Origin of the sequence: Priestia sp. FSL W8-0524, from assembly GCF_038005965.1 — a bacterium.
Classification (GTDB): domain Bacteria; phylum Bacillota; class Bacilli; order Bacillales; family Bacillaceae_H; genus Priestia; species Priestia zanthoxyli.
On sequence record NZ_JBBOUG010000001.1, the window covers coordinates 4,451,585 to 4,471,770 of the forward strand.

At 38.5% G+C, this 20,186-nt stretch carries 19 protein-coding genes and 1 other annotated feature; of the genes, 6 read left to right on the plus strand and 13 right to left on the minus strand.

Going from position 1 to position 20,186, the window contains the following annotated elements:
• Positions 1-103: 103 nt before the first annotated feature.
• The 5 genes from tpx to sppA all read right to left on the minus strand — a co-directional run bounded on the left by tpx (position 104) and on the right by sppA (position 3,800).
• Positions 104-598: a thiol peroxidase gene (tpx, locus tag NST66_RS23245; protein ID WP_028411797.1), complete on the minus strand. Its 495-nt coding sequence runs from the start codon at positions 596-598 to the stop codon at positions 104-106.
• Between the two features lie 177 nt (positions 599-775).
• Positions 776-1,243 (minus strand): GerW family sporulation protein, encoded by a 468-nt coding sequence (gene ytfJ / locus NST66_RS23250; RefSeq protein ID WP_028411798.1) that lies wholly within the window; start codon positions 1,241-1,243, stop codon positions 776-778.
• Positions 1,244-1,256: 13 nt separating this feature from the next.
• A complete protein-coding gene (locus tag NST66_RS23255) occupies positions 1,257-1,955 on the minus strand; it encodes a DUF2953 domain-containing protein (protein ID WP_028411799.1) in 699 nt (232 codons plus the stop codon).
• Between the two features lie 320 nt (positions 1,956-2,275).
• Positions 2,276-2,779: an RDD family protein gene (locus NST66_RS23260; protein WP_033579607.1), complete on the minus strand. Its 504-nt coding sequence runs from the start codon at positions 2,777-2,779 to the stop codon at positions 2,276-2,278.
• A gap of 10 nt (positions 2,780-2,789) precedes the next feature.
• Positions 2,790-3,800, minus strand: coding sequence for a signal peptide peptidase SppA (gene sppA, locus NST66_RS23265; RefSeq protein ID WP_028411801.1), 1,011 nt, complete (start codon positions 3,798-3,800; stop codon positions 2,790-2,792).
• Between the two features lie 149 nt (positions 3,801-3,949).
• On the opposite strand from sppA, the gene NST66_RS23270 reads away from it, so the two are divergent.
• The gene (locus NST66_RS23270) at positions 3,950-4,750 is read left to right on the plus strand and encodes an NAD kinase (protein WP_028411802.1); all 801 of its coding nucleotides are present in this window, start codon (positions 3,950-3,952) and stop codon (positions 4,748-4,750) included.
• 23 nt (positions 4,751-4,773) lie between these two features.
• Here NST66_RS23270 and NST66_RS23275 read toward each other — a convergent pair whose 3' ends face one another.
• The 4 genes from NST66_RS23275 to NST66_RS23290 all read right to left on the minus strand — a co-directional run bounded on the left by NST66_RS23275 (position 4,774) and on the right by NST66_RS23290 (position 9,128).
• The gene (locus NST66_RS23275; protein WP_028411803.1) at positions 4,774-6,366 is read right to left on the minus strand and encodes an amidohydrolase; all 1,593 of its coding nucleotides are present in this window, start codon (positions 6,364-6,366) and stop codon (positions 4,774-4,776) included.
• A 123-nt stretch (positions 6,367-6,489) separates the two neighbouring features.
• A complete protein-coding gene (locus tag NST66_RS23280; RefSeq protein WP_028411804.1) occupies positions 6,490-6,678 on the minus strand; it encodes an alpha/beta-type small acid-soluble spore protein in 189 nt (62 codons plus the stop codon).
• A gap of 89 nt (positions 6,679-6,767) precedes the next feature.
• Positions 6,768-7,979, minus strand: a complete 1,212-nt coding sequence (thiI, locus tag NST66_RS23285; RefSeq protein ID WP_028411805.1) for a tRNA uracil 4-sulfurtransferase ThiI — start codon at positions 7,977-7,979, stop codon at positions 6,768-6,770.
• 6 nt (positions 7,980-7,985) lie between these two features.
• Positions 7,986-9,128, minus strand: coding sequence for a cysteine desulfurase family protein (locus NST66_RS23290; RefSeq protein ID WP_028411806.1), 1,143 nt, complete (start codon positions 9,126-9,128; stop codon positions 7,986-7,988).
• A 222-nt stretch (positions 9,129-9,350) separates the two neighbouring features.
• Here NST66_RS23290 and brnQ point away from each other — a divergent pair, with 222 nt between their 5' ends.
• A complete protein-coding gene (gene brnQ / locus NST66_RS23295) occupies positions 9,351-10,706 on the plus strand; it encodes a branched-chain amino acid transport system II carrier protein (RefSeq protein ID WP_033579604.1) in 1,356 nt (451 codons plus the stop codon).
• A 30-nt stretch (positions 10,707-10,736) separates the two neighbouring features.
• On the opposite strand, the gene ezrA is transcribed toward brnQ, so the two are convergent.
• On the minus strand, positions 10,737-12,428 hold the full coding sequence (ezrA, locus tag NST66_RS23300; protein ID WP_028411807.1) for a septation ring formation regulator EzrA: 1,692 nt from the start codon (positions 12,426-12,428) through the stop codon (positions 10,737-10,739).
• A 213-nt stretch (positions 12,429-12,641) separates the two neighbouring features.
• Between ezrA and hisJ the strand changes: the two genes are divergently transcribed.
• Complete coding sequence (gene hisJ, locus NST66_RS23305) at positions 12,642-13,436, plus strand: histidinol-phosphatase HisJ (protein ID WP_155007622.1); 795 nt, start codon at positions 12,642-12,644, stop codon at positions 13,434-13,436.
• Here the strand turns inward: hisJ and refZ are convergent.
• Positions 13,428-14,075 carry a forespore capture DNA-binding protein RefZ gene (gene refZ / locus NST66_RS23310; protein ID WP_013059482.1) on the minus strand — a complete coding sequence of 216 codons (648 nt, stop codon included), beginning with the start codon at positions 14,073-14,075 and terminating at the stop codon, positions 13,428-13,430. The two genes, hisJ and refZ, sit on opposite strands and share 9 nt — an antisense overlap.
• A 217-nt stretch (positions 14,076-14,292) precedes the next feature.
• On the opposite strand from refZ, the gene NST66_RS23315 reads away from it, so the two are divergent.
• Positions 14,293-14,772, plus strand: a complete 480-nt coding sequence (locus tag NST66_RS23315; RefSeq protein ID WP_155007621.1) for a GAF domain-containing protein — start codon at positions 14,293-14,295, stop codon at positions 14,770-14,772.
• Between the two features lie 416 nt (positions 14,773-15,188).
• Entirely contained in the window at positions 15,189-15,791 is a 603-nt protein-coding gene (rpsD, locus tag NST66_RS23320) for a 30S ribosomal protein S4 (RefSeq protein WP_013059485.1), read from the plus strand.
• 72 nt (positions 15,792-15,863) lie between these two features.
• Here the strand turns inward: rpsD and tyrS are convergent, their stop codons facing one another.
• Complete coding sequence (gene tyrS / locus NST66_RS23325) at positions 15,864-17,123, minus strand: tyrosine--tRNA ligase (RefSeq protein ID WP_028411808.1); 1,260 nt, start codon at positions 17,121-17,123, stop codon at positions 15,864-15,866.
• A gap of 73 nt (positions 17,124-17,196) precedes the next feature.
• Positions 17,197-17,407: a binding site (T-box leader), on the minus strand.
• 139 nt (positions 17,408-17,546) lie between these two features.
• Positions 17,547-19,262, minus strand: coding sequence for an acetate--CoA ligase (gene acsA, locus NST66_RS23330; protein ID WP_028411809.1), 1,716 nt, complete (start codon positions 19,260-19,262; stop codon positions 17,547-17,549).
• Between the two features lie 284 nt (positions 19,263-19,546).
• Here acsA and NST66_RS23335 point away from each other — a divergent pair, with 284 nt between their 5' ends.
• Positions 19,547-20,179 (plus strand): hypothetical protein, encoded by a 633-nt coding sequence (locus NST66_RS23335; RefSeq protein WP_028411810.1) that lies wholly within the window; start codon positions 19,547-19,549, stop codon positions 20,177-20,179.
• Positions 20,180-20,186: the final 7 nt, after the last annotated feature.

Genomic DNA, 20,186 nt, shown 5'->3' on the forward strand with positions numbered 1-20,186 from the left:
AACGTCCTATTTGGAACATCATATTTTATCATAAAAGCTTCTTAAAACACAAAGAAGGCGAAAAACATTGTTTTCCGCCTTCTGCCGAACGCCATCGACAATCTTACTTAGCTGCTTTAGCTGCTTCGATTGCTGCTTCGTAGTTCGGATGCTCAGTTACTTCTGGTAAGTACTCAACATACGTTACGTTGTCATTTGAGTCTACTACAAAGATTGAACGAGCCAATAAGCGTAATTCTTGAATAGCTACACCATATGCTTCGCCGAAAGATAAGTCGCGGTGGTCAGATAATGTTTGAACATTATCAATGCCATTAGCACCACACCAGCGCTTTTGAGCAAACGGTAAATCTACGCTCACTGTTAATACTTTTACGTTATCTAATTTAGCTGCTTCTTCGTTGAAGCGGCGAGTTTGCGCATCACAAACTCCAGTATCAATAGAAGGAACTACACTGATTAGGCGAACAGAACCCTTTGTACTGTCAAGCGTTACTTCTGATAAATCATTTGCTAAAACGGTAAAGTTTGGCGCCTTGTCTCCAACCTTTACTTGATTTCCTAATAATGTTACATCGTTACCTTTAAATTTAGTCACGAATAATTCCTCCTTTAAATAAGTATGTACACTGTTCATATTAGCTTGTCTGTCTCTATATTGCAATTAAATGACATACATACTATAACGCTATATGCTAGAAAACATGCCCAATAAAAAAAGGCTTTGCTTGCTTCTTTTATCGTTCAAAGAAGCAAGCAAAGCTTTATTTTATCCCTACAAATTAAAATCATTTGCACCGTCATGATGCTGATTTTGTTGATTATGATGATCCTGCTGATGGTTATTTCGCTTGAACATTTGCTGCACGCGTTCAATTGCTTGAGGTGCTGTATCTAAAATCTTTTCATATAAATGTGTACTTTCATTAAGGTGAAGCATTTTAATTCCGCTTCCACTCACAATTAAAAAGGCAATTGGCGTAATTGATACACCGCCACCGCTACCTCCGCCAAATGGATGACCTGATTCTTGCTGATGCTGCCCTGGAGAAGATGGCGCATGCCCTTCTACTCCAAACTCGCTTCCGCCCGCTGCAAAGCCAAAACCTACTTTTGAGACAGTTAAAATAACGCTGCCATCAGGTGTTTCTACGGGATCACCAATGATTGTATTAACATCAATCATTTCCTTTAAATTTTCCATAGCTGTCGACATTAAACTTTTAATTGGATGTTCTGCCATTAAGATAACCTCCTTATGTTTTCACAGAGTGTGTCTTGTTCTTATTTGACGACTTCCATCTTTTGCGACGCTTTTTGGACGTATGCCGCCAGTATCTCAAGGTCCGTAAACCTACTAGAATAGCTTGACCAACTCGAAAAGAAATTATGCACTCAAATACCGTTTCTGACCAAAGATGTTGAAATACAGGGGTAACGCTCATTACAGGCATATCTTTTAGTTTCATATAACGGCTGATTATACCAACTATGCCCCCCTTTGCAGACCATACCGCCCCGGTAAGTACGCCTGTTAACGCAGCATCACCTAAGCCGAAACGGCTGTGCCATTTAATATCCCTTACCGTCACTTTCTGTAAGAAACGACGAAAAATTTTATGAAAACCGACTACCTGTTCAAGGAATTGCTTCGCATTTTCTAACATGCTTAACCCGTCTTCTACAGAATAATCACTCCATGAATTCTCGTCTTCTTTTCCTTGATCACCCATTCCTTTCTTCTTTTCAACAAGCAAACGAGGAGAATCTTTTTTTACTTTCACTACCGGAATTTCATATGTATAGCGAATAAGACCAAACCAAGCCCTGAGTCTCACTCTGTAATAATCGTTATCTCGGACATGATGAAGCTCTACAAATAGCGTGATTTTTGTCCATACAATAAGTACAATAACAATTAAAAGTGCTAGCAATATCCATAAAAGCCATAGCACATCCTTCACTCCTTCTTAGCTTCACATTATCTCCAAAACACAGAATATTAAACCTTATGAAAACAATAAAAAGAGGTTGAGACATAACGAAATGAATCCAATTTAAAGACGAACAAATAGTATACATGAGCTTAACCGTTTGCGACACCGCAGTTGATTTCCGTGCAAGGCTTCGCTTTCCCTCCAATCAACTGCTAGAAAGACCTACACACATGAAACCTACGTTTACCATAACCCAAAAAACGAACCACTAATCAAACACCTTGATCAATGGTTCGTTTTTCGATTCGTCTAAATATTTTTGCCCCAGCCTCTTTTTATTATCTGCTTATTGTACCTTCATGTATAACGGTTGTATCTGCGTAGTAATCATGCGCTCCTTGCTTTTTAGGTAAAAAAGCAACTAACAAATAGCCAAGTAAAAAAACTGTTTTAGAAATATAACGTCCAATTCCTTCACGAAACAGCACAACAGGCCAAGTTAAAGTGGAGTCTTTCAGTGATACTACTTTAAGCCCAAACACCATCTTTCCAAGCGTTTGTCCAAAATACTTGGTCATTAAAACAAAATAACCATAAAAGATAATCACCGTCACAATCGTATAGGGAGAAAAAAATCCATCCCCTTGAGGAATATCTGCTAAATGGAAAATGGGTTTGATAAGCAGGGAGTTCAAGCTAGCTACTACAGCTAGATCCAAAAGATATGCCCAAAAGCGCATCCAAAAGCCTGCATAATGGAATTCACTACCTATTGGAGCACTTACCGCTGGCTCATGTTTTATAGTGTCGTTTGATTCGGTTGAATGAGATTGATTTTCCATGTTCCCACCTCTATTCTGCATATAAATACATCAAGCGCGGAGAGCTTGGCTGCGCAAATGTTTTTAACATTGCGGTCACTTGTTCATCTCCACCAATTACTTTTTGCATGCTCATTGAAAGCCAAGAAGGCAGTCCGAATCCTTGATTGTATTGAATTACTTGTGCACCTTTTAACTTGTAATCTTTCTCCATTCCTTTTACCGTATCTTCAAAATAGCCTAGTTGATCGACCAGCTTCAGCTCTTTAGCCTGACGTCCATCGTACACTCGTCCATCTGCAATAGAACGCACTTTTTCTTTAGAAAGGTGACGCCCTTCAGAGATAACATTGACGAAACCATCATACGAGTTGTCTACAAGTGTTTGCATAATTTCTTTTTCTTCTCCGGTCATTTCTCTTGTTGGAGACATAATATCTTTATGAGCCCCGCTTTTAATAACAACAGATTCTACTCCTAGTTTATCCGCCAGCTTGCCATAGTTAACGCTTTGCATAATTACACCTAGTGAACCTGTTAAAGTGTCAGGGATTGCATAGATTTTAGTAGCAGCTGTTGAAATGTAATAGCCTCCTGAAGCAGCCATTGATCCCATTGAAATATAAACTGGCTTTTTCGTGTCTTTCTTCAGCTCTTCAATTTTTTTATGTATTTCAGCACTTTCAACGACGCCTCCGCCCGGTGAATTCACCTTAATAATGACTCCTTTAACTGCCTTATCATTTTTTGCAGCCTCTAGCTGCTTTAAAAATGCTTGGTGGTTATAACCATTTTGAGACATAAGCGGAGAGGAACCGCTTCCTGTATCTTGAATCGTTCCATTGACCTCTAGTACTGCAATTTTCTTAGCTGCATTCCCTTTTTCGATAACTGTTTCTGATAGTTCACTGTCGTCTCCTCCAAATATGCCTGCCAGACCGTCATCTTTTTCTTCTTTGACTGAAAAACCAACATTAACAATCGCAGAGAAAATGAATAAGCAGGCCGCAATCAAAAGAGCAATCCACCTTTTTTTGTTCATGAAAATCCTCCTTTTTAGGTGTCAGAATTAAAAGATTATTCTTTTAATTTTTAAAGCAATAATGCTATAATTATTGTAACAAACTTTTTTTAAAAAGTTTACTTTATCGCTAATATTTTACATATCAGACAAACAAGGGGGAACTATCTATGCCAAATCGTCGCAACGTTTATTTCTTTCATCCAAAAAACCAGGAAACAAAGGCGCTCGTAAGTCCACTTATTGAACTTGCAAAACAATATGATTTTCATGTAGTAGACCATTTCGACAGCGCTAACATCATTGTAAGTATTGGCGGTGACGGAGCTTTCTTGCAGGCTGTCCGTCAATCTGGCTTTCGAGATGACTGCTTATATGCTGGTGTCACAACTTCAGATCAGCTAAGCTTTTACTGCGATTTTCATATTGATGAAACGGATAAAATGATTGAAGCTATTACAACAGAAAATATAGAAGTACGTCGATTTCCCGTTTTACAAACTCAAATTGATCAAGGAACTTCTTTTTATTGCTTAAATGAATGTTCCATTCGATCAGGTGTTATAAAAACATTCAGTCTAGATGTTTTTATTAACGAAAATCACTTTGAAACATTCCGTGGGGATGGGATGATTATTTCAACACCAACAGGCAGTACGGCTTATAATAAATCAGTAAATGGAGCCGTAGTTGATCCGTTAATTCCTTGTATGCAAGTCAGCGAATTGGCATCGTTAAATAATAATAACTATCGTACATTAGGATCTTCATTCATCCTAAGCGCTGAGCATACGCTCACTTTAAAACTATCCAATGACAACAACCACAATCCAATTATTGGAATAGATAACGAAGCATTAAATGCACGTCAAGTTGATCAAGTTCAAATTCGTTTAAGCGACCGTCAAATTAAAACGGTTAAGCTGAAAGATAACTCTTTCTGGCAACGAGTTAAGCGTACATTTCTATAACAAAAAGCGCCCTTGGGCGCTTTTTATTTTTGATATACAATTTCTCCATCAATAGCAGTCATCTGCACCCGTACCCCTGGAATATCATCTGCAGGTATCTCAAACAGATCTCTTTCTAATACGGTAAAATCAGCTACATAACCCTTTTGAACGTATCCTTTTTTATGCTCTTGATGAATGGCCTGCGCGCTTCCTAACGTAAACAGCTGAACAGCTTCAAATACAGTCAGTCGCTCAGAAGGTATGTAAACGACCGAGCTGTTTGGAGAAGTTTTTCTTGAAACCGCTGCATGAATCGTTAACATTGGATTGATAGGTTCAATAGGCGCATCCGATCCACCTGCACACATAACGCCCTCGTCCAATAACGTTTTCCACGCATAGCAATAATCCAAATGCTCTTCTCCAATTTTTTCAATAACCCATGGAAAATCGCTGGCTAAAAAACGAGGCTGAATATCCAATACAACAGGAAGATTTTTTACACGATCAACTAAATCTTTTCGTAAAATCTGCGCATGAATGATACGATCTCTTCGCCCTGTTTGAGGAGGGTATTGCTCGATGCTTTCTACTACATATTGAAACGCTAAATCACCAATCGCATGAATTGCAACGGTCATGCCCAATTCTCTCGCTTTCCTCACTAGCTGCTTTAACTCATCTAGTGATTGAATAGCTACACCTCTTGTAGAAGGGTCGCTTTTGTAGGGAAAGCTTAAAAGCGCAGATTGACTGCCAAGCGAACCATCAGCAAAAATCTTCATTGGTCCTATTTCAATAAAATCGGATGTGTCTTTCTTTTCTTCACAGTATGTATACATATCATCTACAACTTCATGATGAACAAGTAAATGAGCACGAAACAGCTGCTTTTCTTTATGAATAACGTCTTGAAATGCTTGATATGTACGCAGAAAGCCTCCATAATAATTTAAATCTTCCGTATGTCCACCCGTTAATCCGTGCCGAACACAATCTTTAATGGCCACTGAGAGCGCTTGTCGAATGTATGCTTCTGATACTTGAGGAATATGAGCCGTTACTAATTCTTGCGCTTGATCAGCCAAAAAACCGGTAGGATTTCCAGCTTCATCCCTCTGGATAATGCCTCCTTCCGGATCACGTGTTTCAGCTGTAATTCCGGCTATTTTAAGAGCTGTTCCGTTCGCTACTAATCCGTGACGACAAACTCGCTTCAACATAATAGGATGTTCAGTTGAAAGCTGATCAAGATCTTGATACTGAATCAATGAGGAATCTTCCCACTGATTTTCATCCCAGCCTTCCCCGATCACCCATTCTCCTTTTGGTGTACTCTCTACTTTTTGTCGAACACGCCTCAACACGTCTTCCCGAGAAGTAGCTTGAGACAAATCAAGCCGAAGAAGCTTTTCACCGTGACCAATCAAGTGAAGATGGCTATCTACAAAGCCAGGGTACATTGTATATCCTTTGAGGTGTACTTCGTTTTCAATTGCAGGACCCCATTTGATTCTTAACTCTTCTTCTGCACCTATATCTTCAATAAATCCTTTTTCAACATATACGCTTTCTACATGTTCATCTTCTTTTCGCATCGTATATATTTTGCCGCCGTAAAATAAAGTTCCCATCGCCAACATCTCCTTTACTTTATAAAGCTTGACCTTTTCTCTATTATACGTGACAAAACAAACAAGACAAAAGAGTGGGGTTTCCCCCACTCTTTTTAGCCATCATTATTTAGTTAATATGACTTATTTACCACCAAGTTGTTGCTCAGCTAGTTGAACTAAGCGTTTAGTGATTTCTCCACCAACAGATCCGTTAGCGCGAGCTGTTGCTTCTGGTCCAAGATTTACACCGAATTCAGAAGCGATTTCGTATTTCATTTGGTCGATAGCAGCTGCTGAACCAGGAGCTACTAATTTGTTTGTGTTTGCCATGTGTTTTCACCTCCTTGTTGAATATAGATTGTGTCAAAACACATGGCTTCATACATGATCTCTTTTGGTAATTTTATGAAATTTTACTTTTAAAACAAATCTTCGACGTTCTCTGCCGTATTTGTAGCCGAAGAAGCAGTCATTTCAAGCGTTTCTACATTATTTACCGCTTCTTGAATTAATGTTTCAAAATCATAAAATTGTTCGTATCGATTGATTTTTTCACGCTTTGGCTTCGTTTTAGGTGAGCTTGGCGTAAAAATGGTACAGCAGTCTTCATACGGACGATTCGAAATTTCATGCGTATCAATCTTACGGGCAATTTCAACAATCTCCGTTTTATCCATTGTCACAAGCGGACGCAAAATTGGCGTATTCGTCACTTCATTAATCGCATACATGCTCTCAACAGTTTGGCTAGCTACTTGCCCTAAGCTGTCTCCAGTTACGATAGCTAACGATTCATTTTTTTCACGAATGAGGTCCGTAATTCGAAGCATCATACGACGCGTAGAAGTCATCGTATAATTCTCTGGAATTTGTTTTTGAATCGCTTGCTGCACAGCTGTAAACGGTACAATGTGCAGCTTTACTTTTTCGTGATAAGCCGTTAATTTTTGCGTTAAATCAATTACTTTTTGCTTAGAACGTTCACTTGTAAAAGGCGGACTATAAAAATGAACCGCTTCTATTTCTAAACCGCGCTTCATAGCTAAGTATCCTGCAACCGGGCTGTCGATTCCTCCAGAAAGCATGAGCATCGCTTTTCCACTCGTACCAACTGGAAGACCCCCTGCTCCGCGATAATCAAAACATGTAATATACGTTGCTTCACTTCTCACTTCTACTCGTACATTTACGCTTGGCTCTTTTACATTTACTTGTAGATGCTCTGTATTTCGTAGAATATGACTTCCTACTGCATAATTTAATTCATTTGTATCAAGAGGAAATTGTTTGTACGCTCTTCGAGTAGATACTTTGAACGTTTTTCCTTCTATATCAAATTCTTTCATTGCTTCTAGCGCTGCTTCTTGAATGGCTTCAAGTTCATTTTCAACTTTTAATGCTAAACTAAAACTTTGAATACCAAAGATTTGCTGAAGACGTTCAATGATAGGCTCGTGATTTTCACCATTTAAGTGAATATACATGCGGTCTCTTGTGTATTTTACGTGAATGTTTTGGAATGCACTAAGAGCCGTTACAATATTTTTTCTTAGCTGCGCAACAAATTTTTTTCTATTTTGTCCTTTAGTGGAAATTTCTCCGTATCGAATTAAAATATGGTTATATATCATAGTTATTTACCTCATTACTTTCTTTAGATCTTCAATTACTGTGAAAATAGCATTTATAATGGGCGTTACTTCATTATAGTCATTTAATCCTGACAAGCTCAAACGAATGGACTGATCGGCTTCTTCGTAATTTTTACCGATAGCTAAAAGCGTTTTACTTGGCTTTTTTCGTTTTGATGAGCAGGCAGATGTAGTTGATACAAACACTCCTTTTTCTTCAAGAGCGTGAACAAAAACCTCACCTTTAATACCTTGCGCTGTAAAATTTATAATATGGGGAGCTGAATGCTCATTCGGCGTATTAATCGTGATTCTTTCGTGAGCAGAAAGTTTGTCCATCAGTTCTGCTTTTATTTTCTGCATTTTTTGCTGATTCTGAGCTGCATGTTCAAGTGTTAAACGAAGTGCTTTAGCAAATGCTACGATTCCCGGAACATTTTCCGTGCCTGATCGATGCTGCATTTCCTGAGAGCCTCCGCTAAGCAACGGATGAAGCTGAACTCCATTCCGTTTATATAAAATCCCCGTTCCTTTTAAGCCGTGAATTTTGTGTCCTGATAATGTGCATAAATCAATTTTATGATTTGCTAAAGAAAGCGGAACTTTTCCAATCCCCTGCACATGATCGACATGAAAAAGCACCTTCGAATAGTTCGTGAGCATCTGTCCAATTTCTTCAATTGGCTGAATGGTGCCAATTTCATTATTTACATGCATAACGGATACTAAAATGGTTTCATCCGTAATAGCTGATTCAATAGCCGCAGGTGACACAAATCCATTTGAATCTACCGGAACATACGTCACATGAAACCCTAGTGCTTCTAACTGCTTAAATGGTTCATGAACAGAATCATGTTCAATATTTGTCGTAATAATATGCTGACCTCGGCTTTTATATTGCATCGCTACGCCTTTAATAGCTAAATTATTCCCTTCCGTTCCTCCTGATGTAAAGATAATTTCATTTGACGATACGTGCAGCAATTCTGCTACTTGCTCACGTGAACGGCTCAACAAATTCTCCGCCTGTACGCCAAATTGATGGAGGGACGATGGATTGCCATAATAAGTTGTAGCTACTTTGGTAAAAGATTTTATGACTTCATTATAGGGTTTTGTTGTAGCGCTATTATCTAAATAAATCAAGGATGCGCGCCCCCTTCTTCATTTTTTCGGAACAACGTATTATCATACCACACCTTGGTATTTTTTTAAATTAGGCGTTCCTTTTATTATTGATAAACTATTTAGATTTTTTCAAAAAAACCTATATATGATTCCATAAATGTGGTAGTATGTATCACGTACTTTTAGTTTTTAAAAAGTCAGAAAATTTAATCATCAACATAAGAAACACTAGGAGGCATTATGAAAACCAAAGCACTCACTAACAAAGAAATACTCGCCATCGGTCTTATGCTGTTTGCTCTCTTTTTCGGAGCGGGAAATATGATTTTCCCTCCTTTGCTCGGACAGCAAGCCGGAACACACACTTGGAGTTCCATTATCGGTTTTCTCATTACAGGTGTAGGACTTCCGCTTATGGGGATAATCGCTGTTTCTAAAAGCAATGGAAACTTTACCGAAGTAGCTAAAAAAGTTCACCCTATTTTCGGGATTTCTTTTACTATATTGCTTTACTTAGCAATTGGCCCTTTTTTTGGTATACCCAGAACGGATACAGTAGCGTTTGAAATCGGTGTGACCCCATTTTTATCAGAAAATGCGGTTGCAAGCAAGATTCCTTTAATGGTCTATACCGTTATTTTCTTTGGACTAACACTTTATTTATCATTGAATCCAACTAAAATTGTTGATCGCATAGGAAAAATTCTAACTCCTTTACTGCTCGCAGTATTAGCTCTTTTAGCTATCAAAAGTTTAATGACACCTATGGGTTCTTTTCAAGAACCTCACGCCAAATATATAGCCTCTCCATTTACGGGCGGCTTTATTGATGGATATTTGACAATGGATACAATTGCAGCTCTCGTATTTGGCATCGTTGTTATCAACAGTATTAAGGAAAAAGGCGTAACGGACGAACGAACACTCGCTTCGGTATGTATCAAAGCCGGGTTGATTGCTGCTGCTGGGTTAGCTATCGTTTATCTTTCTCTCGCGTATGTCGGCGCTTCAAGCGTAGAAGCAATTGGTATGAAAGAAAATGGAGGAGCTATTTTAACAGCTGTAGCTACAACATTATTCGGTTCGTTTGGCACCATTATTTTAGGACTTGCTATTACATTTGCTTGTCTAACGACAGCCATCGGATTAACTTCTGCTTGCGCACGATTTTTCACGCAGCTGGTGCCAAGCATGTCATATAAAACATTTGTTGTCATTTTAATGCTGTTTAGTGCTGTTATTTCAAATGTAGGGCTTACTCAATTAATTTCTATTTCCATACCTATTTTGACCTTTGTATACCCTATTGCCATTACGCTAATTGCTTTATCATTAATTGAAAGAGCCATTTCGTTCGGTCGAGAAGTATATGTGACAGCCGTAATCATTAGCTCGATTCTGAGCATTTTTGACGGGTTAAAAGCAGCAGGAATTATCTTAACAAGCATAGACGATTTTTTCAAAAACTATTTGCCCCTTTATAGCCAAGGCCTTGGCTGGCTTATTCCAACAGTTGCTGCTGCCTTCATAGGCTATATTATTAGCATTGCAAGAGGTACACATCACACGGATAGTATACAAAGAAAAGCATCATAAAAAAGCTCGTGTCCAAAGGACACGAGCTTTTTAACTCTGTGAAGATACAATACGCTGTATACGATCAAGCGCACCAGGGTCCACTTGCTCAATAGCTGCAGATGCCTGTTTTAACGCTTCTTTGTATTCATAATGACGAAATGCTTCTTCTGCTTCTTCTAAAGACTGTGCAATCGAGTGATGAGTACTTCTATAACGGTTCCCGTATTGAATCACTCTTTCAACGAGTCGCGCTTCCTCTAACATTGCCTCTGTTTCATCAAATGTATCTTGAACAAAACCAACAGCATCTTCAAGTAAAGATTGAACAGCTTGAATATTAAGGGGTTTTTCTTTCAGCTTAGCGGTTACTTCATTTAAGATATGAACCGTTTTTTCAAGCTGCACTTTATATTCTTCAGGAACACCGGGAAGGTTGCTTTTTTGAATAAGGCGTCGTGCTTCAATCAACTGAGCTTTCAGTTCTTCTATTTTGTCCTTAGCTGAGAGCTCATCTTTGCGAAGAGCTTGTAGCATATCGCTATAGGATTCCTGAGATTCTTTTAATTGATTAAGCTGTTTGGAAACGTCTTCGAGTTCTTCTTGGATCACACTGTAGGCTAAATTGTGCTCCGCTACCTTGTCCGAAATATTATAGTACAAGTTAGTTAATCGTTTTAGTTCGCGATCCATTTTGTAATATACGTCTAAATCGCGCTCTTTAAAATGATAGCTCTGCTGTACAAATAGCGTTTCTTCACGAAGTTCACGGTTTCGTTCTTGAAGCATACGAAGGAAGTTAGATACCGTATGAGATTCACGGTTCATTTTATGATAGGAGAAAACCTCATGCTCAAGTGAGTCATATAACTGCTCTAAGCGTTCGTTAACATCATCTAGTTTTGTAATCGCTTCTTCCACATATAATTCTTCAATATCTGCAATAATTTCAGCAGTTTCTTGTTTTAAAAGCTCTACCGTTTCTTCTACTTGCAGATGATCTAACACATATCCCTGCTCACTCATTTCGCGGAACCCGTCAAGCAGCTCATTGAATTGAACAGGAAGAGTGGTCTGACACTCAACTAACACTTTCGGAATTTGTTCTAAATACGAATCAATAGCTGTTAAATCAGTTTTTAATTGAAGAACAATCTCACGTGCTTGAAGATAGTTTCCGTTAATCGTCTCTTCCTCGTATTTTTTAAACTGCTCTTTCGATGTATTAATTGCGTATTCTAACGTTTTTTCAGCATTTCCATAGGAATACCGATGTGCGAGCAATTTTTTCTTCACATGGCGGTGAAGCTGATTTAATTCCTCAATATCATATCGATTATCTTGTTCGCTACCAATTAAATTTTGAAGTTCAGTAAGTATGTTTTCAATATCTATCTTGGTTTGTTCTAAGGCTTGATCAATATGTATAGATAACTGCTTCGCTTTTTTAAATCGGTATTTATCTGCTGCTTCTTCCGTTTCAAACAGTTCTTTATCAATTTTGGGGAGATTAGTTGATATAATTTCATCCCACTGCTCACGCCAACGTTCAAATAGCTCTTCAGTTTGACCTGTCATGTTCAATTCTTTTACTTTTGAAATTTCCTCTGCAACTGGCGTATTTGCTAATTCGACTTTGATCGTTTCCAGGCGATCAATTTCTTGATAAATCTTTTTACGTGAAAACATTCCGTACACAACTAATCCGATAATGAGTATGATTAGTGCTATAATGAATTCCATACTAAGCCCCCTTACAGTGCGTTCTACATGACAAGTTTCTTATTTATAAAAAGGGTGAATTTAATCCTTTAAATTTTTTTGCGTCAATGTTTTTATGATACCATGTAAAGCCCAACTTTTGAGCAAAAAATTAAATTTTTTTATACAAAATATTGGCATGGAGTCACTTTGTGTCGTTACAATGGAAAAAGAAGAAAAAAGGAGGCATTTTTTATGAAAGTTGACAAACATATTCATACTCCATTTTGCCCACACGGTTCGCCTGATTCATTGCAACAATATGTTGAACAGGCGATTTCCCTGAACTTTGGCGAGATTTCGTTTACAGAGCATGCTCCGTTACCAAAAAGCTTCATTGATCCGACGCCTGATCGAGACAGCGGAATGGCTCCTGACAAACTTGATCGCTACATTCAAAACGTACAGCAAGTAAAAAAAGAATTTGAGCGCGATATTCGTATTAATATCGGATTGGAAGTTGACTTTATTGAAGGATTTGAACACGAAACAACAGAGTTCTTAAACGAATATGGTCCTTATCTCGATGACAGCATCCTTTCGGTTCACTTCTTAAAATATGAAGAAGAATATGACTGCCTGGATTTTAGCGCTGACGTATTTGCACATATTGTACAGAAATTCGGCAGCGTAAGCAAAGTATATGATAAGTATTACAACACGGTATTACGCTCTGTACAGGCCAATTTAGGCGTTTATAAGCCTAAGCGCATTGGTCATATGACACTCGTACATAAATTTCAAACTCGCTTTCCATATGAAGACACACTTTCCCCTATTATTTTATCAATACTCGATGAAATAAAAATGAAAAATCTGGCGTTGGATTATAATAGTGCAGGGTTGTTTAAACCTTTGTGCAAGGAAGCGTATCCAGCTCCCTTTGTCGTAAAGGCAGCCCAACAGAAAAAAATCCCTCTCGTATATGGGTCAGACGCCCACTGTGCGAAGGATTTAGGCCAAGGCTATGGAGAGCTCCATTTAGGATAATTGAACGCGCAGTTTGTTTGTCCGTTCATATGGCAAACATACCGTTGTGTGCACCCATTGCTCAAGCTCAATCGCATATTGCTGAACAAAATACGGTTCGTGAGGCAATATATGAAGAACTTCACTTAGATACTGAGGATGAAGATAAGGCATAGAGAGCATGCCCTTAAGCTCAATGATTGTAAAGGAAACGTGCAGCTTTCGAAACTCCTTTTCTTTCATCCCTCTTTCAAGGATTGTTTTTAAGTAGTATTTTTCCTTGGTTAAATACGTAGTCATAACTTCTCGAATTAAAATCGTGTCAAGAGAGATTTCTCTATATACAAGCCGGGCAATATGCCTATTTTCGTGCTGGTAATGTAAGATAGCTCGAATCATTACGATCATACTTTCTGTTGAAGACAGCTTTTTCATTTCTTGAAATGCTTGCTCCAGCACCCCAATATAACCTTCAAAATAAGAAATCACTAAACTTTCAAGTAATCCTTCTTTGCTATGAAAATAATATGAAATATTCGCTACGTTCACTTTCGCTTTTCCTGCAATCTCCCGCACCGACGTACCATCAAAACCTTTTACGTTAAAAAGAGAAACAGCCGCATCAATAATTTTCTCTTTCGTTTTTGACTGTACAGCCATCTATCTACACCTCATTTCGATTTATTTTTACCAAACACATATGATTGCAAAATTGTGTAGAAATCGTTACAGTATTTAAAAAGGATTTTAGTAGCCTCTCTACATAATTCGTGATAGGCTTTTTAGTTCCTGTAATCTTTTATCGACAAAGTAGCGTTAAAACTGACGTTTCCTGATAAAAATTCATTAAATCTTATGTTGAATGGAGGAGAATACATTGTTTAATGTCGAAAACTACAGCGGCTCAAAACAAAAAGATTATGAATTAGTAATTAAGCAATTACGCGCCTTATTAGAAGGAGAAAGCAATGCGATTGCTAATCTAGCAAATGCTTCAGCTTTGCTAAATCAATTTTTAAATGAAGTAAACTGGGTAGGTTTTTATTTAATGGAAGACGGGGAGTTAGTGCTTGGACCTTTCCAGGGACTGCCGGCTTGCGTTCGTATTCCACTTGGAAAAGGCGTATGCGGTACAGCAGCTCAAAATCAAAAAACAGAGCGAATTGAAGATGTTCACGCCTTCCCTGGCCACATTGCATGTGATGCCGCTTCTCAATCTGAAATCGTTGTACCAATTGTAAAAGACGGTCAGCTTTTAGGTGTTCTTGATATTGACAGTCCAATCAAAAATCGCTTTGATGAAATCGATCAACAGTATCTTGAAGAATTCGTCAAAGAACTCACTTCTTTTCTTTAAATATGAATAAGCAAAAAAAACCGCTGCAAATCAGCGGTTTTTGCTTATTAAACAAACGTTTGATTAGCCATCACCGCCGTTTTCTTACGTTCTTTCTTCTCTTTTCATACTTCAAATGAATATATCCTTTCTTTTACATTCTTTTAATCTTCAATCTTCCTTGACTTTATACGAGGAAACACCTATAATACTCGTTGTGTGAAATATTGCAGCTTATACAATCTTCTTTATGTTTTTTCATTTTGTTCCTCATTAAAAGGTTGTTTTACAGAAGTAGCAATTCTTTTAAAAAGATGGTGTATCGTGTAACTCTCTGCTGCTAGAGCGATGGTACATGAAAACAAAATGAGCATATCGCTAGAATGTGTCTGTTTTTGTTTTGCATAAAATAAAAACACAAACAAGGAGGAGTCATCATGGCTCGTTATACAGGTCCAAGTTGGAAAATCTCTCGTCGCTTAGGTCTTTCTCTAAGTGGTACAGGTAAAGAATTAGAAAAACGCCCTTACGCTCCAGGTCCACACGGCCCAGGTCAACGTAAGAAAATTTCTGAGTACGGTTTACAATTACAAGAAAAGCAAAAATTACGCCACATGTATGGTGTAACTGAGCGTCAATTCCGTAACTTATTCGTTGCTGCTGGTAAATTAACTGGTAAGCACGGTGAGAACTTCATGATTCTTTTAGAAGCTCGTCTTGATAACTTAGTATACCGTATGGGTCTTGCACGCACTCGTCGTCAAGCTCGTCAATTAGTTAACCACGGTCACGTTTTAGTTGACGGTAAACGCGTTGACATCCCATCTTACCGTGTACAACCTGGTCAAGTGATCGGTGTTCGCGAAAAATCTCGCAACCTTTCAATCGTGAAAGAAGCGCTTGAAGTTAACAACTTCGTACCAGACTACTTAACAGTAGACGCTGAGAAATTAGAAGGTACATTCACTCGCTTACCTGAGCGTTCTGAATTATCTGCTGAAATCAACGAAGCACTAATCGTAGAGTTCTACTCTCGTTAATAGTAAAAAGCCGTTCCCTATGGAGCGGCTTTTTTACTGTCTTTATACAAAAAAAGGCCTTTCGGCCTTTTTTTATGCGTATTGAATAAGCGTATATTTTTTCTTGCCTCGACGAATTACTGTAAATTGACCTTCAATACGGTCTTCTGCTCCTACTGTTTTTTGCAAATCTTGCTCACGCTCACCGTTTAAGTAAATCGCACCGTTTGAAATATCTTCACGCGCTTGACGTTTAGAAGGAGAGATTTTACTTTCTACAAGTAAATCGATTAAACCAATATCTTCACCTGTATGCGTGTAAGAAGGAACATCCTTGAATCCTTGCTTAATTTCTTCTGCTGTTAACTCTGAAATACTTCCGTTAAATAAAGCTTGCGAAATACGAATGGCTTGCTCAAGAGCTTCTTCACCGTGTACAAGCGTAGTCATCGCCGCTGCTAGTGCTTTTTGTGCTTCGCGTTTTTCAGGCGCTTCTTTTGCAGATGCTGCTAATTCATTAATTTCTTCATGTGATAAGAATGTAAAGTATTTTAAATATTTTATAACATCACGATCATCTGTATTAATCCAGAACTGGTAGAATTCATACGGACTTGTTTTTTCAGCGTCTAACCAAATTGCTCCGCCTTCTGTTTTACCGAACTTCGTGCCGTCTGCTTTTGTTACAAGCGGAACTGTTAATCCAAATGCTTTTGCATCTTCTTCTGATTTACGAATTAATTCTAAGCCAGCTGTAATATTTCCCCATTGGTCGCTGCCGCCAATTTGAAGCTTACAGTTATACGTTTGGTATAAGTTCAAGAAATCATATGATTGTAAAATCATGTAGCTGAATTCCGTAAATGAGATGCCTGATTCGATACGAGATTGAACAGAATCCTTTGCCATCATGTAGTTAATACCAAAGTTTTTACCGATATCTCGTAGGAATGTAATAACATCTAACGTGCCAATCCAGTCATAGTTATTCGCAATAACCGCTGCATTTTCACCTTCTTCAAAATCTAAGAAGCGTGAAAGCTGACCTTTAATACGCTCACTAAACATAGCAACCGTTTCTTTTTCATTTAACGTACGCTCTGCTTTTTTACCGCTTGGATCTCCAATAAGACCCGTACCTCCACCAACTAATGCAATCGGTTGGTGTCCAGCTTGTTGAAAGCGACGCAAAATTAAAACAGGAAGCATGTGGCCGATGTGAAGGCTGTCGGCTGTTGGATCGAATCCACAGTACAAACGAACAGACTCTTTACTCAAAAGTTCATTTAAACCTTTTTCATCCGTTTGTTGATTAATGAGCCCTCGAAACTCAAGATCTTGTAAAATATCCATGTTATATTCTCTCCTTTATCTAATTGCTCGTTACAATTTGTTGAACAACATAAAAAACGCCCCTTCTTAAAAAAGAAGGGACGAAAATATCGCGGTACCACCCTATTTGGAAATAAATTATTTCCCACTTAAATGATGTAACGGTCTACCCGTCTTTTGCTACTGTAAGTTCACAAAAGATGCTCAAGGACGTATTTCATATTTGTCTATGTACTGATTTTCAGCAACCATCAGCTCTCTTAAACAGGGAGACAAGTATTACTTCTTCCTATCACTGCAGTTTATTTTATTTAAAAGTTTACACCCCACAATTATGAATGATTTCATTTTAAAATTCAAGTCCAAAAAAAAGTTCAAACAGCTGGCTGTTTGAACTTTATAAAAATCACTTATTTTCCCTACAAAGATTGAAACGTTTACTCCTTAGTCTTCCATCGTCGACAAATCGCCCGTTGGCAAATCTAATTCCCACGCTTTTAAAACGCGACGCATAATTTTACCGCTTCGTGTTTTAGGTAGCTTATCTTTAAACTCGATTTCACGTGGAGCTGCATGAGCAGCTAACCCTTTTTTCACAAATTGACGAATATCTTCAATCAGTTCATCTGAAGATTCATACCCATCTCTAAGTGCGATAAACGCTTTAATAATTTCCCCACGCACAGGATCAGGCTTACCAATGACACCCGCTTCTGCTACAGCAGGGTGTTCAACAAGCTTACTTTCTACTTCAAATGGACCAACTCGTTCTCCTGCGGTCATAATAACGTCATCAATTCGGCCTTGGAACCAAAAATAACCGTCTTCATCCATATACGCGGAATCACCTGATACGTACCAGTCGCCTGGCATAAAGTATGACTCATACTTTTCCTTGTTGTTCCAAATTGCATGCATCATAGATGGCCAGCCTTTTTTAATTGCTAAGTTACCCATTCGATAAGGTGGAAGCTCTTGTCCTTGATCGTCAACGATTGCTGCTTGTACACCCGGAATAGGTTTTCCCATAGATCCTGGTTTAATTTTCATAGACGGGTAATTACAAATCGTCTGACCTCCAGTTTCAGTCATCCACCACGTGTCATGAATACGTTTTTGGAAAACCTTCATTCCCCAGCGTACCACTTCAGGATTTAATGGTTCTCCCACGCTTAATACATGTCTGAGGCTGCTTAAATCATAGCGTTTAACTAAGTCATCGCCAGCACCCATTAGCATACGAAATGCTGTAGGCGCACTGTACCAAACCGTTACGCCAAAATCTTCAAGTGCTTGATACCATGCATCTGGACTAAAGCGTCCTCCTACAATCACATTTGTTGCTCCAGCAAGCCAAGGACCAAAAATTCCGTAGGAAGTTCCCGTTACCCAACCCGGATCTGCTGTACACCAATACACATCGTCATCTTTTAAGTCGAGCACCCACTTAGCAGTTTGATAATGCTGAAGCATTGCATTATGAACGTGAAGCACCCCTTTTGGTTTTCCAGTTGAACCTGATGTATAGTGAAGCAGCATACCATCTGTTCTATCTACCCACTCAATCTCCACCTCTTTATTCGCCGCTTCTAATCGCTTCAGAAAATCTAGTTGAATGCCTTCTTCTGCTACATTTTCCCCTACAAGGAGAATGTGTTTTAAAGCTGGCAAATCCTTCACCGGAACGCGGCTCAGCAGTTCAGGCGTTGTAATTAACACTTTTGCATCACTGTCTTGCAAACGATCTTTTACTGCACCTTCCATGAATGCTTCAAACAAAGGCCCAACAATAGCGCCAAGCTTCACCGCGCCTAACAATGCAAAATAAAGTTCCGGAGAGCGAGGCATAAAGATAAACACACGATCTCCCTTCTCTACGTCTGCTTGTTTTAGCACGTTTGCGGCTTTGTTTGACCATTCTTTCATTTCTTTGAATGTATATTTTTCATTGCGCTGCGCATCTCGATAATAAAGCGCAACTTTATTTTTACGCGTAGAGTTTGCGTGCTTATCAATTGCTTCATAAGCTGCATTTAATTTACCTGTTTCATGCCATGAAAATTCCTTCTCCACTTGTGACCAGTCAAAGGTTTGATACGTTTTATCGTAGTCCTGTAAGTTGTATACCCCTTCAATTACAGGAAGCGCTTCCACCTTCATCACAAACTCCCCCTTATGTATAAAATTTACAAACCTATTATATAACAAAAATAGACTTTTCACAATTTTATAAAAATTATTTGTCGGAATTGGGATAATAGTCTCCCTTGTTATATGACAACCTTTGTTATATAAGTGTCGAATTAACAAGAATCTCTTTTAATTTCCTATTCTATGTTTTTAAAAAAACTCCTTTTCTTTTATTTAATTTTTTGAAAACGCTTTAATGTAGAGTTTTTTTTGTATTATAATACAGATAAGACTGCTTGAAGGTGGTGATTCATGTGAAACATTCCCAAACATACAATATGAAAGAACTAAAAACAGCGGTTGGAGCAATTGTTATTGAAGGACCTGTCTCCTCACAAACCTTGCAACAACTTGATTTTCATGAGCAACTAACGGCCTTTCGTCCACCTGAACAGCAAAAAGAAGCATTGATCGAAATTGCCAACTTGCCTGAAGGTAGAATCATTATTGCTCGTCATCATCATACAATCATTGGTTATGTCACCTTTTTATATCCCGATCCTCTAGAACGATGGTCGGAAGGAAATATGGAGAATTTAATCGAATTAGGAGCTATAGAGGTAGCTGCCCCGTTTCGCAGCTACGCTGTTGGCAAAAACTTGCTTATCGTATCTATGATGGATGATGCAATGGAAGATTATATTGTCATTACGACAGAATACTACTGGCATTGGGATTTAAAAGGAACAGGGCTAAATGTGTGGGATTACCGCAAAATTATGGAGAAAATGATGAATAAAGGCGGACTGACGTGGTTTGCCACAGATGATCCGGAGATTAGCTCCCACCCTGCTAATTGTTTGATGGTAAGAATCGGGAGCAGAGTCCCTCAAGAAAGCATACAAGAATTTGATAGCCTGCGCTTTCGAAATCGCTTTATGTATTGAGCTGACC